This is a genomic window from Paenibacillus sp. NPDC058071 (genome assembly GCF_042885235.1).
GTDB lineage: Bacteria > Bacillota > Bacilli > Paenibacillales > Paenibacillaceae > Pristimantibacillus.
In genome coordinates this window covers 14,480-29,666 of sequence record NZ_JBHVSK010000013.1, presented here as the reverse complement: position 1 = coordinate 29,666, position 15,187 = coordinate 14,480, and the positions used below count along the sequence as shown (strand labels likewise).

At 50.6% G+C, this 15,187-nt stretch carries 17 protein-coding genes; 16 read left to right on the top strand and 1 reads right to left on the bottom strand.

The features are described 5' to 3' along the window. Nucleotides 1–102: 102 nt before the first annotated feature. Nucleotides 103–1,671, bottom strand: coding sequence for a histidine kinase N-terminal 7TM domain-containing diguanylate cyclase (locus ACFVTB_RS19910; protein ID WP_387752981.1), 1,569 nt, complete (start codon nucleotides 1,669–1,671; stop codon nucleotides 103–105). 210 nt (nucleotides 1,672–1,881) lie between these two features. Between ACFVTB_RS19910 and ACFVTB_RS19905 the strand changes: the two genes are divergently transcribed. The 16 genes from ACFVTB_RS19905 (at nucleotide 1,882) to ACFVTB_RS19830 (ending at nucleotide 15,138) form a co-directional block, all read left to right on the top strand. Beyond that, on the top strand, nucleotides 1,882–3,060 hold the full coding sequence (locus ACFVTB_RS19905; RefSeq protein ID WP_387752978.1) for an outer membrane lipoprotein-sorting protein: 1,179 nt from the start codon (nucleotides 1,882–1,884) through the stop codon (nucleotides 3,058–3,060). Between the two features lie 161 nt (nucleotides 3,061–3,221). Continuing rightward, on the top strand, nucleotides 3,222–4,406 hold the full coding sequence (alr, locus tag ACFVTB_RS19900; protein ID WP_387752975.1) for an alanine racemase: 1,185 nt from the start codon (nucleotides 3,222–3,224) through the stop codon (nucleotides 4,404–4,406). A 228-nt stretch (nucleotides 4,407–4,634) separates the two neighbouring features. Then, on the top strand, nucleotides 4,635–4,916 hold the full coding sequence (locus ACFVTB_RS19895; protein WP_387752972.1) for a CopG family ribbon-helix-helix protein: 282 nt from the start codon (nucleotides 4,635–4,637) through the stop codon (nucleotides 4,914–4,916). A 3-nt stretch (nucleotides 4,917–4,919) separates the two neighbouring features. After that, entirely contained in the window at nucleotides 4,920–5,270 is a 351-nt protein-coding gene (locus ACFVTB_RS19890) for a type II toxin-antitoxin system PemK/MazF family toxin (protein WP_028609438.1), read from the top strand. A gap of 289 nt (nucleotides 5,271–5,559) precedes the next feature. After that, on the top strand, nucleotides 5,560–6,282 hold the full coding sequence (locus ACFVTB_RS19885) for a CpaB family protein (RefSeq protein WP_387752969.1): 723 nt from the start codon (nucleotides 5,560–5,562) through the stop codon (nucleotides 6,280–6,282). Then, nucleotides 6,279–7,133, top strand: coding sequence for a CpaE/TadZ family protein (locus ACFVTB_RS19880; protein WP_387752967.1), 855 nt, complete (start codon nucleotides 6,279–6,281; stop codon nucleotides 7,131–7,133). The genes ACFVTB_RS19885 and ACFVTB_RS19880 overlap by 4 nt, the downstream gene beginning before the upstream one ends. Next, a complete protein-coding gene (locus tag ACFVTB_RS19875) occupies nucleotides 7,130–8,512 on the top strand; it encodes an ATPase, T2SS/T4P/T4SS family (RefSeq protein WP_387752964.1) in 1,383 nt (460 codons plus the stop codon). The genes ACFVTB_RS19880 and ACFVTB_RS19875 overlap by 4 nt, the downstream gene beginning before the upstream one ends. Next, a complete protein-coding gene (locus ACFVTB_RS19870; protein WP_387752961.1) occupies nucleotides 8,509–9,444 on the top strand; it encodes a hypothetical protein in 936 nt (311 codons plus the stop codon). Before ACFVTB_RS19875 ends, ACFVTB_RS19870 begins: the two co-directional genes overlap by 4 nt. Nucleotides 9,445–9,506: 62 nt before the next feature. After that, a complete protein-coding gene (locus ACFVTB_RS19865) occupies nucleotides 9,507–10,391 on the top strand; it encodes a hypothetical protein (RefSeq protein ID WP_387752959.1) in 885 nt (294 codons plus the stop codon). A gap of 66 nt (nucleotides 10,392–10,457) precedes the next feature. After that, entirely contained in the window at nucleotides 10,458–10,610 is a 153-nt protein-coding gene (locus tag ACFVTB_RS19860; protein ID WP_387752956.1) for a hypothetical protein, read from the top strand. A gap of 45 nt (nucleotides 10,611–10,655) precedes the next feature. Next, a complete protein-coding gene (locus ACFVTB_RS19855; RefSeq protein ID WP_387752953.1) occupies nucleotides 10,656–10,802 on the top strand; it encodes a hypothetical protein in 147 nt (48 codons plus the stop codon). Next, a complete protein-coding gene (locus ACFVTB_RS19850; protein WP_387752950.1) occupies nucleotides 10,799–11,224 on the top strand; it encodes a hypothetical protein in 426 nt (141 codons plus the stop codon). The genes ACFVTB_RS19855 and ACFVTB_RS19850 overlap by 4 nt, the downstream gene beginning before the upstream one ends. A 15-nt stretch (nucleotides 11,225–11,239) precedes the next feature. Next, a complete protein-coding gene (locus tag ACFVTB_RS19845) occupies nucleotides 11,240–11,728 on the top strand; it encodes a hypothetical protein (RefSeq protein ID WP_387752947.1) in 489 nt (162 codons plus the stop codon). Between the two features lie 96 nt (nucleotides 11,729–11,824). Then, nucleotides 11,825–13,066, top strand: a complete 1,242-nt coding sequence (locus ACFVTB_RS19840) for a M24 family metallopeptidase (RefSeq protein ID WP_387752945.1) — start codon at nucleotides 11,825–11,827, stop codon at nucleotides 13,064–13,066. Nucleotides 13,067–13,103: 37 nt separating this feature from the next. Then, complete coding sequence (locus ACFVTB_RS19835) at nucleotides 13,104–13,583, top strand: PH domain-containing protein (RefSeq protein WP_387752943.1); 480 nt, start codon at nucleotides 13,104–13,106, stop codon at nucleotides 13,581–13,583. Further along, nucleotides 13,576–15,138, top strand: a complete 1,563-nt coding sequence (locus tag ACFVTB_RS19830) for a PH domain-containing protein (protein ID WP_387752940.1) — start codon at nucleotides 13,576–13,578, stop codon at nucleotides 15,136–15,138. Before ACFVTB_RS19835 ends, ACFVTB_RS19830 begins: the two co-directional genes overlap by 8 nt. The last annotated feature ends 49 nt before the right edge of the window (nucleotides 15,139–15,187 follow it).

The window sequence follows — 15,187 nt, the reverse complement described above, 5'->3', positions numbered from 1 at the left end:
CTTTTAAAGCATGATTCCTACCGCAAACCTCTATCTAATAAAGGAATCAGGCTTTAATGGCGATCGGAAGAACCCTCTGGCCCGCAGCGCCTCTCCCTCATTTCAAGTCAAGCACTGGTTATCACCAATGATGCTTCCCACTACTTGATTTCGACCAGCTCTTTTGGCAGCATAAAGCGCTTCATCAGCTTTTTGAAGCAGTTGATAGATTGTTTCCTCCATAGCTCCTGTCGTTACGGATACTCCAAAACTGGAGGTAATGGATACAGATCGTTCATTTTCAACTAGAGGCTTCTGTTCAATGCATAATCTAAGGTGATTAGCGAAGTTTTCCCCTTCTGCTAGGGTATAACCAGTTAAAGCGAGTACAAACTCTTCACCGCCATACCTAGCAAAAAGCATGTTTTCTCCCAGCTCAGCCTTACATATTTGAGCGACATGTACTAATACTTGATCTCCGGTTTGATGTCCATAAGTGTCGTTCACTTTTTTGAAAAAATCAATATCAAATAGAATAATCGTAAAGGATGACAAATTATCCTTTGCTTTCATTAAGTTTTGCTCGCTTTGCTGGAAAAAGGCACGACGATTGTATAGTTGCGTAAGCTCATCATAATAGGCTTGATGCTCTAACTTTTGTTGTAATGTATGCAGCTCTGTAATATCCGTAAATATAATGAGTAAGCCAGACCTATTATTTGATTGCTGAAGCCTAGAAATACGTAGTTGATAAGTATAATCAGCTTGTTGAATCGTAACATTCAATTTATCCGATATCGTATCTAATTGAACAGGAAATGATTGATCGGTTAGCCTATGCCAAACTTGATCGAATGGCTGCCCTATCGTTGATCGATCCAATTCACCAAACATATTTTTACAAGCTTGATTATATTCGATTAATTGATAGTTACCATTAAGCACAATAAAACCATCATTCATATTATTAAAGATCGTTTCCTTCGCAATTGGCATAATGGATAACATTCGAGAGGAAGTAATAGACCAGAGGTACAAAACAGAAGAAACCCAAATAACCATTGGCACAGGATCGATGCCATCGGGTGTCACTCCTATGAATAATAAAAATGCAGCCACTATTGGAAGCAGCTGACCACAGATGAGGGCAAATAATTGAGGCCGATATACACTAACTGTTTCCTTCCAGCGTGAAAGTACCAATAAGAACGCAGCAAGCATACAGCTGAAAATGTAAATATTATGTACAACAAACCATACCCCATATTCAATCTCACTATATGGAGCCCCAAGCACCGGATGGATATCATATATTCTATAGAAAAAATGATGGGATTCATTTGTTACATTGATGAGTAAAGTAAGACAAGGCATGATAAGTAAAGCGATTATTCTTTTTCTCGTTAATTTATAACCTAAATAGTGCATGACAAACATTAATCCTAACGGAGGGAAAAATGGCATCCCTGCATACTGTACAATATTCCAAAATCTAAGCTGTTCTAACGAAGTCGATGTTAAGCTAAAGGCATAACCAAAGCAATAAATCATTGAAGCTAATGTATTCCACATGAACAATTTAGATATATTTGTAAAATGATGTTTCTTCCAATAGGTATAGACAAGTATAGACAAATTCAGAACACCCGAAAGACAAACTAATGTTATATATGCCGCTAGCTTGGAATCCAATAGCTATACCCTCTTTCATGTATGTGTATACAATGTTAGCATGATTAGCGTAAATTGTTAATGAATCCCTTGAACACGCTCCTAGCCACTCTAGAAACATATATAGAAGAAAAAATAAATGAGCCAAGCATTGCCAGTCCGCATAATTGTCCAAGTTCCCTCATAGACATGTACCAGTTGGAAAAACATTGTGAAGAGGGGTTGGTTGGAATGCGTCGCATGACATGGGCTGCGGCAATGCTAATGGTTTTCACACTCGTACTCAGTGCCTGCGGGACAAAGGACGCCGAGTCCGTGGTCAAGGAGCTCGACAAAGTCGTTAACAACATGGAAAGCTACACAGGAAGCGGGACAATGACGCTTAATACCGGAACGCAGCCGCTTACGTATGCAGTTGAGGTCACTTACCAGAAGCCGAACTATTACCGGATCAAGCTGACGAATTCGGAAAAGGATATTACACAAATTGTACTCCGCAATGACGACGGCGTATTCGTGCTCACCCCTCGTCTCAATAAAGTGTTCCGTTTCCAAAGCGACTGGCCGCAAAATCAAGGTCAGGTTTATTTGTATCAGACGCTCGTACAAAGCATTTTGCTCGACAATTCGCGGCAGTTTGCAGTTGACGATAAAGCTTACGTCTTCGATGTTATGGCTAACTACAATAATGGAACGTTGGCTCGTCAAAAAATATGGCTGAACAAATCCGATTTTAAGCCGGTCCATGTCGAAGTTAGTGATACGAATGCGGCCGTCATGGTCGACGTCAAATTCGACTCCTTCGAATTCGGCACGAAGCTCGATAAGAGCGCGTTCGAGACGGAAGCCAATATGCAATCGTCCTCGACGAATGGTCAGACGGAGGAAAAACCGACCGTTGCCAATCCGAAGCCAGAGGGTGAAACGGATCAGACGCCGGTCGGCAGCAAGGAAGAGGCCGGAAGCAAACCGAACGATAAAGGCAATAAAGCGGGCAAGGATGGAACCGGTACGGCACAAGAAGGCAAAACGGACGACGCTGGCGCTCAGCCGGAAGGCAAGCCTGCGGCAGAGCTTCAGGTGATGTCGCCGCAATATTTGCCGGATGGCGTCTCGTTTAAGGACAATGCTGAAATCGTATTCGGCGGCAATCCAGGACTGCTCACTCGCTATACCGGCACGTACGACTTCTCGCTCATTCAAACCGAACCGAAAGATCAGGCCGCCTCGTTCGGCAGCGGACGACTGGTCGACCTCGGCTTCACAATCGGCGAATACAGCGGCAACGACGAGCTCCATACGCTGACATGGCTGTACGAAGGCAATCAGTTCCGTTTGTCGAGCGCAACTTTGCCAGAGTCGGAGATGCTTGAGATTGCGCAATCCGTTCAGGCGGATGCTTCTAAATAACGAAAGCAGGCTTATTTCCAAGACGTACTAGCTCATTATGGCGGCCGTTTCATTGACAGTCCAAGCAGCAACGTTTAACATTGATTTTATTGATGTTTAAATTGCCCGGACCGAAATGGACTTCTTGTGACTGGCCGCCAGAATGAGGAAGGTGAACCCGCTTGGATTCGTTTTATCGCCCGACGAGGGCAGAAATATCGTTGGACGCCTTTGCCCGTAATTTGCAGGCGTTCCGCAACGTTTTACCGAAAGATAAACGGTTGATGGCTTCCGTCAAAGCGAATGCTTACGGGCATGGAGCTGTGGAAATTGCGAGAGAAGCGGAAAGATGCGGCGTCGACTACCTGGGTGTAGCCTTCTTGGACGAAGCGCTGCAGCTTCGCCGAGCAGGAATTGCAATCCCAATTCTCGTATTGGGTTTCGTTCCGGCCGACGCGCTTGCGTTCGCGCTGGAGCATGACATTACAATTGCTTTGTTCCGTGACGATATATTGGACGCCGCTGCCGGGCTGCCCGTCCGTTCGGACGGCAAACGGTTGAAAGCGCATGTCAAAATCGATTCGGGAATGGGCAGGCTCGGCTTGCTCGGGCTGGAAGCGGCCGCTCCTTTTTTGGAAAAGGCGCTGCAAATTCCACAGCTTGAAATCGAAGGGCTGTTTACGCATTATGCGAAGGCGGACGAGGCGGACAAAAGCTATACCCGTTTGCAATATGAAAGATTCCAGGAAGTCGTGCAGTATGTGAAGAGCCGCCAGCTGCCAATCCCGATTATTCATGCGGCCAATAGTGCCGCGGGGATCGACACGCCCGAATGGTCAGGTGATATGATCAGGCTCGGAATTAGCATGTACGGCTTGTATCCTTCCCAGGAAGTGAAGCGGGACCGCATCGATCTGGAGCCGGTTATGACCGTCAAGACAGAGGTCGTAATGGTCAAGACAGCGCCGCAGAATTGGGGAATCAGCTACGGTACGCAATATGTTACAAAAGAAAATGAGAAGATCGGCACGCTTCCGGTCGGTTATGCCGACGGATTCAGCCGAATGCTGAGCGGCAAGGCGAATGTGCTTGTGCGCGGCGTTAAAGTGCCGGTGCTCGGTACGATTTGCATGGATCAATGCATGATCGCTCTCGATTCCGTTTGCGCGGAAGCGGACGCCGCTGTTAGACCGGGAGAAGAGGTTGTTCTCATCGGGCGGCAGGGTTCGGCGAATATATCGGCGGAGGAAGTCGCTTCGCAGCTTGGCACGATCAATTATGAGGTAACCTGCATGTTGGCAGCGCGAGTGCCCCGCGTATATACGAGGGAAGGCCGAACGATTTCGGTCGTCAATCCGCTCGTTTGATAAGAAAAGGTTAACGGAACTATTTTTTTCACTCCTTATGGAGGAATTTTGCGCTTTTGCGCGAACTTTATGTAAGACCAATGAAATGGAGCCCAAGGGCTATACGGCATGAAACATACAGCATATTTGATATACGCGTCACATAGATATGTTGAAGTATAGCGAAGGCTTATTCATGCAATAATGAATATGAATGGTTTTTGGAAAAGTTTTGGGGGTGCTTGTTCGGTGACCAATATGCAGAACACCAAGAGGATCATGATTAGCTTGCCCGACCAACTGTTAGAGGAGGTCGATGGTATCGTCGCCAAGGAGAACTCCAATCGCAGCGAATTCATCAGGCAAGCAATGAAGCTGTATCTTGTCGAGCGGAAGAAGCGGCAAATTCGCGAGTCCATGCAGCGCGGATATTTGGAAATGGCAAAAATCAACTTGAACATGGCCTCGGAAGCATTTCAAGCGGAGGAAGAAGCCGACCATACGCTGGGGCGTCTCGTAAGCGGGGTGTAAAGCTTGATCGTAAAACGCGGAGATGTTTTTTTTGCGGATTTATCCCCTGTCGTCGGCTCGGAACAAGGGGGCGTACGCCCGGTTCTCGTCATTCAGAACGATATCGGCAACCGTTTTAGCCCAACTGTTATCGTAGCGGCAATCACGGCGCAAATCCAGAAAGCGAAGCTGCCCACTCATGTCGAGATGGATGCGGCGGCGCACGGCTTCGATCGCGATTCCGTCGTGCTGCTGGAACAAATCCGCACGATCGACAAGCAGCGCCTGACAGACAAGATTACCCATTTGGACGATGAGACGATGCGCAAGGTGGATGATGCTTTGCTCATCAGCGTCGGGTTAATCGATTTTTAATTCAAACGTGCATATAAACAACGGGCTTTTCGACATTCGCAGACCGCGAGTGAGGGAAGCCTTTTTGCTTGGAAGACGTTGTTTTCGCCACCCTTGACTGAATTGTCTCGCAATTCTAAAAAAATGCTGGACAATCATTATAGTTGTTTGTTATTATTACATTAATTGGTTGTTGAATTTATTATATAGCTATGAGTTGCTTAGCGAAGAACGCTAGTAGATCAGCCTGCACGGCTGCTGCTGCGTTCTTTTTTTTGTTTTATTACAGTGATTTGAAAGGAAGATCGGAATGAGTAAGAGGAGAAATACAACCATTAGCATCGTTGCGGCCGTCTTGTCGGGAACGCTGGTCTATGGGCTGTTTCAATTGCAAAGGCTGCAGCTTGAGCAGCGGGACACCGTCGCGGTCGTTGTTCCGAAACGATTTATCGATGCCGGAGAGCGGCTCGCCGAGGGAGATTTGGCTTACCGCTTCGTGCCGGTTGATTCGTTCGACGAGAAGATGCTGCGCGATGTCAAGCTGGCGTCCGGCATGGAGACGATTGTGCCGCTTGGAACGAACGAGCCGATTCTGGATTGGAAGATCAATAAGTTTCGTTTGCTGCCGGCAAGTATGGAGTCGACCTTTCAAATACCGCGGGAGTATATCCGTTCGATTTCGAACGGCATTCGCGCCGGCGATAAAGTGACGCTCTACGTTTCGGGTGAGAATGAGCCGTCCAGACGTTTGTTCGGTGCAGCTGTTACGGTAGCTTCCGTGAAGTCGGCCGGCAACGTTGAAATCGACAATATGCACAACCCGAATTTGCTGTCGCTGGCAGAAGGCGATCGGGAACGCATGTATGCGTCAAGAAGGGACGCCAACGGAATGATTGACTACATCAATTTGAATTTATCTGAGGAACAGTGGCTGGAGCTCGACGGCTTATGCAAGGATGGTGCGCGAAAGCTCGTTGTCGCCTTCAGCCCGGAGTCGCTCCATGTAGGCGGCGAAGCGGAGGCTGAACGATGATGGGCGCGACTGCCGCTTCTCCGCTGATCGCCTTCATCGGTACGACTCCGAATATCGGGACGACGACCGCCGCTTTCGCCGCCGCGTATCGGATGGCGCAGACGAGCGGCCGGCAAGCGATCTATCTTTGCCTGCATTTGAAGAGCGCCAAAATCCATCGCTACATCGGCATCAATCATCCGGCAGTAACGCTAGACAAGCTGAGGCCCGAACTGAAATCGGGCTCGCTGACGGCGGAGAAGCTGCAGCGAGCGGCCCATGCGGTCAAGGAATTGCCCAATCTACATGTGCTGTTCGGCAATCTGGTCCGCGACCAAGCGGAGTTTTTCACGCCGGAGGAGGCGGCGCATCTGCTCGATGTCGCTTCTCAAGCTTATGCTTTCGTTATTGCCGATGTAGGCGCTTATTGGGACAATGCGGCAACCGTATGCGCCTTGACACGGGCTAATACGAGGATTGTCGTAACGACTGGTGCACTCTCTCATTTTCAAGAGGACGGCGGGCGTTGGATTCGCCAAGTGTCTCCGCTGTTCGGTCTTATCCCTGAGCAGTACGATACGTTAGTCCTTCATTATCCATGGCAAACAGGAGGTTATCGGATGAAAGAAATATGCAAAGAGATGGGCACGGGCAAGCTGGCCGAGCTGCGATTGTCCGATTCCTTGTTTACTCAGCTGGACAGCGGCACGTATGGCGAGTGGTTGAAAGATAATCCGGCAGGGCAGCAGGCGATGAAGGAAGCGGCTGATGAAATGCTTGCGAGGCACCAGATAAGAAGCGTCTATCCGGCCATGAAGGTTCAGCCTTGGTACCGTAAGCTGCTATCTCATCGGAATGGAGCCCGTTCTTGAAGGCGGGGGAGAAACGCTTCTCCCCGACCGATTATTCCTCGAAGCTGCGGAACGACCGAATGGCAGCGGGTGAAGAAGTGGCGGCAGAGGCTGAGAGAAGCGGTTCTGGCACAGGTGCGGATTCCGGCTTCGGCAGGCTGGCTGATGAGATGCGAACTTATTTGGCCGCGCCGCGGGGCATGACGGATGAGGAAAGGCGCTCGTACAATGAAATGCTGAATAAGGCGGTGCTCGGATTTGCTTCCGAACGTGAACAGATCATGGCCGTTATCGCCGACAGGCTGCTAAGGCTGCGCGTTCATCAGGTGGAAGGATACAGCCATTCGTATCAGACGTTAGCTGAGGCGTTGTTTGCCGAAGTGATCGGCTTGAACGTATTGGAGCTCATCTTGCGAGATAAAGAAGGGCTGGAAGAAATTCAAGTAGTCGGGACCGCTATCTATGAGGTGAGAAACGGACGGACAGCGCTGTCCTCCTGCCGATTCATGAACGAGCGCGAGGTTGAACGCATTCAGCAAAATCTGGTCCTCTACAATAACGACCGCATCAACCCGCGGAAAAGGTGGGCGGAAGTGATGCTCCGTGACGGCTCGCGGGTTACACTAACCGGCTTCGGCTATACGTCCAAGCCAACGATGACGATCCGTTTCTTCACGGTACGAAGCTTTGGCTTAGCGGTATTGTGTGGACCGGACTACGGTACGCTCAACGAGCAGATTAAGGATACGCTACTACAGGTATTGGAAGCTCGGCACAACCTCGTCATTATCGGCCCTACCAATTCGGGGAAGACGCATCTCATGAAGGCGCTGATTGCCGAGCTTCCTGACGAAGAGCGGATCGTTACGATTGAGGGAAGGTACGAGATGATGCTTGGGAGGGACTTTCCGGCGAAAAACGTCGTTGAGTACGAAACAGATGAGGACGACCCTCAGCATGGTTCCGCACAGGCGTTCAAGCTTGCGCTACGGCAGTCACCGCAACGCATTATTCATGCCGAGATCAGAGACAATGACGCTAATATCTATGTTCGCGCCTGTACTCGGGGGCATTCGGGAAGCATGACGACGGTGCACGCCAACACGCTGGAGGACGTGCCGGAAGCAATCACCGATATGTGCATGCTTGATGGAAGGGGAATGAATCCCGAACGGCTCGTCAAGCGAATTGCCGAGTACGTTACGCAGATTGGAATCGAGATGCGTCAAGTCGGCGAACGTCGCGTTGTGGCCCGTATCGGTGAGATTCGATACGAGCGCGGAAGCGTCACTGTCCGGGACTGGGCTCGCTTTGAGGAGAGCATTGGCGATTGGGTTTATCCGAACGCCCCATTCGAGAAGGTTTTGCCAAGCGAGACGAGAGGGGGAGCAGCGGGGTGATTAAACTCTCGATAGCGGCGGCGATCGTGCTGTTGTTTTGTACGCTCGCGACAACCCTTTACTTCTTCGTTGGGGCTTGGGACAAGGAGCAGCACCGTGTCGGAAGGCTCAGTTATCGGGCGAAGGAAAGCCTGGGCTACCGGTTTGCCGAGAGACTGAAACGGCTGGAAAAGCTGCATCTTCACTTGACCGAGCTGCTGGAATCGCTGCAGCTTACGGTGAAGCCTTCTGCGCTGGCGGCAGGTTCCATCCTGCTGCTGCTGGCAGGCGTCGCTGGAGGAGGTTTTTTCTTTCAAAGCTTGAAGGGCACGCTGCTATTTGGTCTTGTGCTTGGCTTTCTTCCTTATACCGTGTTAAAAGCGAGGCAAATTCAGCGGCAAATGGAGCTGCAAATTGACTTCCTGCCCTCCGTCGAACTGTTCTATCAGTGCTATCTTGTAACGGGCGGGCGTCAAGTAAGAGTAGCGCTGCAGCGAACGATTGAGGAGCGCCGGCTGATGGGGCCGATGCAAGCGGTATTCGAGCAGCTGTACCGCAATTTGTCGTTGCGCAGCGACGACGAGGCAAGTCTGCGCATTTTCGCCGCTTCCTTGGGTCATGTGTGGGGGCAGTACTTTATTAATATTATTCGTGTGGCGTTGGCAGAAGGCACGCCGATTGGCGAAAGCATGAAGGAGCTGCTAACCGACATGCGCAAGGCGAGGCGGGCGAATGAGCAGGAGCGGAACCGGCTGCTCGAAATCCGTATCGCCAATTTCACGCCGCTGCTGTTTCTCGCTTTTTTTATGGGCGTCAACTTTTACTATAACCGGGAAAATGCCTATCAGTATTATGCTGTTGATCCGGGAGGACGCGATATGCTGCTGAATGCGATACTGCTTATTTTTGGCTCTTTTTTGATGGGCTTGTGGCTGTCCCGCAGAAAGCTGTAAAAGCTGTAGCATTCGCAGATTGAATTAATCGTGGCTGGACTGAACTAAAGGGAGGGGAATGGATGTCGAACGGCGTGCAGACAGCGGTTGAAATTGGAGTGGCGGCAGGACAAGGCTTGTTCGCCTTCCTCGCCGTGTATATGCTGCTCAGGCTTTTGCCTAAAAGAAAGCCCCGCTGGTTTCATTTGCAAGTGTCGGATTGGCAGGAGAAGCGGGCGCCTGAGCGGCTGCTGCGCGTGCTTCGCCTTGACCGCGACCGTTCGTCATTTCAAGAACGGGAAGCGCTGCTCGCCGGATGCGGTTGGACGGCCGATTCGGCGTGGTATACGGGGGCACGCAAGCTACTGCTGGTGCTAGTACCGATAGCCGATTTAGCCGTTATGTTGATCCGATGGCGCACTGGAGCGGGTTCGCTGACGGCAGGAGCTTTGCTTTTAGCGATTTATATGGGCTGTCTGACCGACCTGTCATGGCTTAAGTCAATAAGAAAGCTGAGAAGCTATCGTATTACAAGAGAGATCTATATGATGAGCAACCAACTGCTTTATTTGGCCGATTCGCCGCTGAATATTCATACGAAGCTTTCCCGGTGCATTCCTTATACACGCACGCTGCGCAACGACTTGGAGAAGCTGCTCGCGGAATGGTATCACGATGCGGAACAAGCGCTTCGCAGCTTCAAACGGCGCATCGGAACGGACGAGGGGATGAGCTTTGTGGAAACGGTCGATTCGATTCGGCTGCACGAAAGCGAAGCTTACTACCAACTGCTGCGCGAGCGCATTCAGGATTATAAGGAGAAGCTGGAATTAGCCAAAGAGAGCCGGAAGGAGTCGGCCTCTTATCTGCTCTTCATGCTCGCCGGAATCCCGATCCTGTATACGTTTCAAGTATTTATTTACCCATGGGTTCGCGAAGGGCAAAAGCTGTTTGAATCATTAGGCTGAATGAGGAGCCGGGCAAACACGAGTTCAGCGCCTGTTAAATGAATCGTTGGGAAGGGGGTGGTTGGAATGCGGAATATTCTTATGACAGTCATGATGCTAGTTGTAGTTGTCGTTTTGTTTAATACGATCATCTCCGCGGACACGACGGGGACGAAAAGCCAAATCTCCTCGCAAGGCGCCGCGGCCAATACGAAAATATCTCAGTTAAAGACGGACTAGTCAAGGAAACGTAAGGCGTTTCGGGCAAAGGAAAGGAGGGGACTGGTGCGAAGCATTTTAATGACAGTGCTGCTGCTTGTTACGGTTATCGCTATTTATAACGAAGTAACAGAAGGAGAGGGAGGCATGAAAGCGGGCATTCGGCAGTCGGGTGATGCGATCGGCAGCCGTATCCGGCAAATGAGTCCATGAAAAATATTTTAGTATTCGTACTGTTCTCCGCTCTCCTTTGCTGGCTTATGTTTTCGCCCATCTACAAGCATGTGTTGATCGTGAGACAAGCAGTTCTCCAGCAGGAGGTCGATTATTTGCTCGAAGTAGGGGCGAGCGGAACCTATGGCTATATCGACGAAGCGATGATACAGGGATCAAGAGAGAGGCTGGCGCGTGTCGGCATGCGGCCTGACGCTGCCCAATTCGATATCCGCTCGGACAACGGCATGCCGGCGACGAATCCTAGCGTGCCGCTTCCAAGAGGAGCAGGTATTATGCTAACGATCAGCTATCCGTATGAGCGGCTGTTCGAAATCGACCGGTTGATCGGTATCGAGCCTCCCTCGCCGGCCGAATCTATGCGGGCATATGGCATGAAGATGAGTGAGTATGTGCCGTGAGGGAGCGTATGCGGGATGTATAAATTAATGGCCATTATTTTGTTTATGTCGGTTTGGATAACGCTGCTTGCGCTGCAAACGGATGAAGAGCTTTCGATGAAGCAGCTATTTGAGGGGAAAAGAGCGGTGAATCGCGCCGCTCATGCAGCCGCCCAGCAATTGGACCGAGCAGCGCTGGCCGACGGTGTGCTTCGCATTGACGAGGCAGCGGCCAGGCTGGCGGCGGAGGCTTATCTTCGCGCCAATCTTCGTCTCGATGCGAACGGTCAGCCATTACCCGGCTCGTCGCTGCGGGATAAACCAGAAATCGCCGTTTTCGATATTATTAACGATTCGCATACGTTCCCGTACCGCTACACGAATGATCTTTACTCGTATGAAGCGACGCTTAAGCGTCCGGGAGTTGTTATCATTTTGAAGATGGACTATCCGCGTGTTTTTGAAGCTTTGCCCAAGATTGGTTGGGCGATCAAGGGGGTGGCGGAACCGGTTATTCGTTATTGATGGAGGACAGATAGACAGCAGGTCAATTGCCAGGTTGACGAAAAGGAGGAATATTGATGTAATAAGGCTATTACAACGACTTTTGGAGTGAATGTTATGAATGATATCCAACAAGAGATGCCGAGCGGTTTCATCCAAACGCGGATCGGAAAGCTGCAAGCCGAGTTGGCAGCGGCAGGATTGGGCGGTATGCTCCTTACACAAAATATCGATCTTTATTATTTTACCGGCTCCATGCAGAACGGCTACGGCTTCGTTCCCGCGCAAGGAGATCCGGTTTTTTATGTGAAAAGAAGCTTTCTGCGGGCTGGATGGGAGAGTCCAATACGTGTGAAGGAGCTTGGCTCCTTCCGGCAGTTCCGACGGACGCTGGAATCCGACTTTCCAGCTGTGTTCGCGGTTGAGGAGCTTCAGATTGCCGCCGATCTTGATGTTATGCCGGCGCAGCTATACATGAGGCTAGCGGATTTGCTTGCAGACAATGCTGGAGGCTCATCCAGAACAATCGTTACATTGAAGGATGGCTCATCGATCATTCGCAAGCTGAGAATGAGTAAGTCAGATTGGGAAATCGCCAGAATCGAAGCCGCTGCCGCAGTGGTGGACGAAGCGCTGACAGCCGCGCTTAACGAGCTGCGGGAAGGAATAACAGAGCTCGAATGGATGGCCCGTATTGAATATGAACTGCGTGTACGCGGACATATTGGGCTGATGAGGATGAGAGGCTACAATCAGGAAATTGCCACTGGCATGCTCCTTTCAGGACCGGAAGCGGCGATTCCTTCTTATTTTGACGGTCCTGCCGGAGGATTGGGGCTAGGTGCGGCGTTTCCGCAGAGCGTCAGCCGCAAGCCGATTCGGCGCAACGAGCCGATATTGATCGACGTCGGCTGCTGCATTGACGGCTATGTGATCGATCAGACGCGCACCGCCGTAATCGGCAAGCTTACGGAAGAATTGGCTGACGCGTATGCCGCGTCGGAAGCGATATTGCGGGATGCGGAGAAGCGCATGACTGCTGGTTCGCCCTGCTCCTCTCTTTATGAGAGATCGCTGGAGATGGCAAAGGAGTTTGGTCTGCATGAGCATTTCATGGGCTTTGGCGCTGATCAAGCGAAGTTCCTAGGGCATGGCATCGGGCTCGAGGTTGACGAGTGGCCGGTGTTGGCCAAAGGCTTCGACCTCCCGCTTGCAGAAGGCATGGTCATTGCGGTGGAGCCGAAGTTTACCTTTCCGGGAAAAGGCGTTGTCGGCATCGAAAACAGTTATTTAATTACAAATGAATCTCCACGTCCGCTGACGCGTACTAAAGAAGGATTAATCATAATCGGTACGTAATTTATAAAAGATACAATTGTCATGGGGGAGCGAAACGATGGATCGTCTTTTAACGAAGAAATTGAATGAGGATTATATTAAAGTGTACAGAATCACTTCTTTCCTTACGCACGTTGTTTTGTACGCCATTGTAATTGGGTACGCGGCGCTTGCCCAATCGCGGGACTGGACGCTGCTGCCCGCTTGGATTGGACTGGCCGTCGTTACTGCTTCGGCGGTTTGGTTTACGCTGCTGGTACCGACATGGAAATATCGCTTTTTCCGCTATGAACTTTTCGAGGAGGAATTGGAGGTGCAGTCCGGCTTCCTATTTTTGAAAAACGTATTGGTGCCAATGGTTCGCGTGCAGCATGTTGAGCTGGAAAGCGGTCCGCTTATGCGAAAGTTCGATCTGGCAAGCGTGAAAGTAGTGACCGCCGCGACGACGCACACAATCAGCGGCTTGAAGCAGCCGGATGCGCAGCGGTTGAAACGGACGATTGGACAGCTCGCGAAGGTGGACGAACAAGATGAATAACCGAAAAAGGCTTCACCCGGTTTATGTGCTGTTCACTTTATTGCAGTGGCTAAAGGGTTTGCTGCCGATTATCATCATTACGATATTAAGAGGCGCGCAATGGAAAAACCTTGGGTGGTATCCGTATGCGGGAGCGGGTGCTTTTGCAGCGATTTTGATTGCGTTCGGTTATCTAAGCTGGCGCAAATTCACCTATGTACTCGAAGAGGATCGGATCGTGCTGCGGAAGGGCGTATTGTTCCGCGACGAGAAAACGATTTTTTTCAGCCGCATTCATTCGGTTAATATTGAACAGCCGTTGGTGCAGCGATTGCTTGGCGTCGCGCAGTTGAAGATAGAAACGCCGGGCGGCGACAAGAATGCGGACGGGATACTGGCGGCGCTGTCCAACCGTGAGGCTGAGCAGCTTCGTTCCCAACTATTGAACCGGTCAAAGCCGGGGGTGGCGGCGGAAGCGCCAATGAATGACACAGAAGCTGCGGGCGGCTTAGGCCTGGAACAACAGCAAACGAATGATTCCGATACCGTGGCTGCGGCAGGGAGCACTGTTACGGAAAATGCAGGGACTATGGCTGCACAGCCAATGTCGGGATTTAAGCTTAGCTCAGGCCAACTGCTTAAGGCGGCGATCACATCGACTAATTTCGGCTTGGTTATAGCATTTATCGCCGGTGTTATTTCATTTGCCGACGATGTGCTGAAGCTGTTTTTGCCCGATCACTTTTTCGAGCGGCTTTATTCCGAATCGACCAGCCTGCTTACCGGCAGCATCCTATTTATCGCTTTAGCGGGATTTGGCGCGATTTTTCTAGCATGGCTGCTATCGGTTATTTTGTATATTGTGAAGTTCAGCGGTTTCGAAGTTCGTCGTGAAGGAAACCGGGTTTCAGTCGGCTACGGTTTGTTGGATAAGAAAACGCTCGTATTCGATCCCGACAAGGTGCAGGCGGTTATTGTAAACGAAAGCCCTTTGCGACAATGGATCGGGCATGCGCAAATTCAGCTGCAGGTCGTTTCCTCTAACAAAAATGAACAGCTGGTGCTGCATCCGTTCATCAAGCTGGATCAGTTGCAGCCGCTTTTGGACGAATTCGTCCCGCATATGAAAGCTAATCAAGTGAGAGCAGGAGCGCCGAAGCGTTCCCGGATATATTTCTATCGCATTCCGCTGGTGATCGTTGCAGGCTTGAGCTTTGCCGCGATTGGCTGGTTCAAGGTTATCGGACTGTGGTCGCTGCTGCTGTTGCCGCTCACAGCACTATGGTGCGGGGCCAGCTATCGGGCGTCCGGCATTGCTTTAGAAGAAGGACAGCTTACGCTGCGCCATAGAAGCTTGTCCAGGCTGACATTCTTTATACGAAGGCCGCAAATTGTCACGATGAAGGTGAATCGGACTTTCTCCCAGCGGCGCAAACGAATCGTGTCCGTCTCCGTTACAGCAATGGGCGGGCAACAGCCCTTCGAAGCGCCGTATTTGGATCAAGCCGATGTCGAGCCAGTGTGGGCTTGGTTCAGCCGCAGCGGCGGCAATAGTCAAAGCATCATAAAAGAATAACTAGCAAGCCGAAAATCTGTGCATCCGATTGGAAAGCGCATCCGGCAAG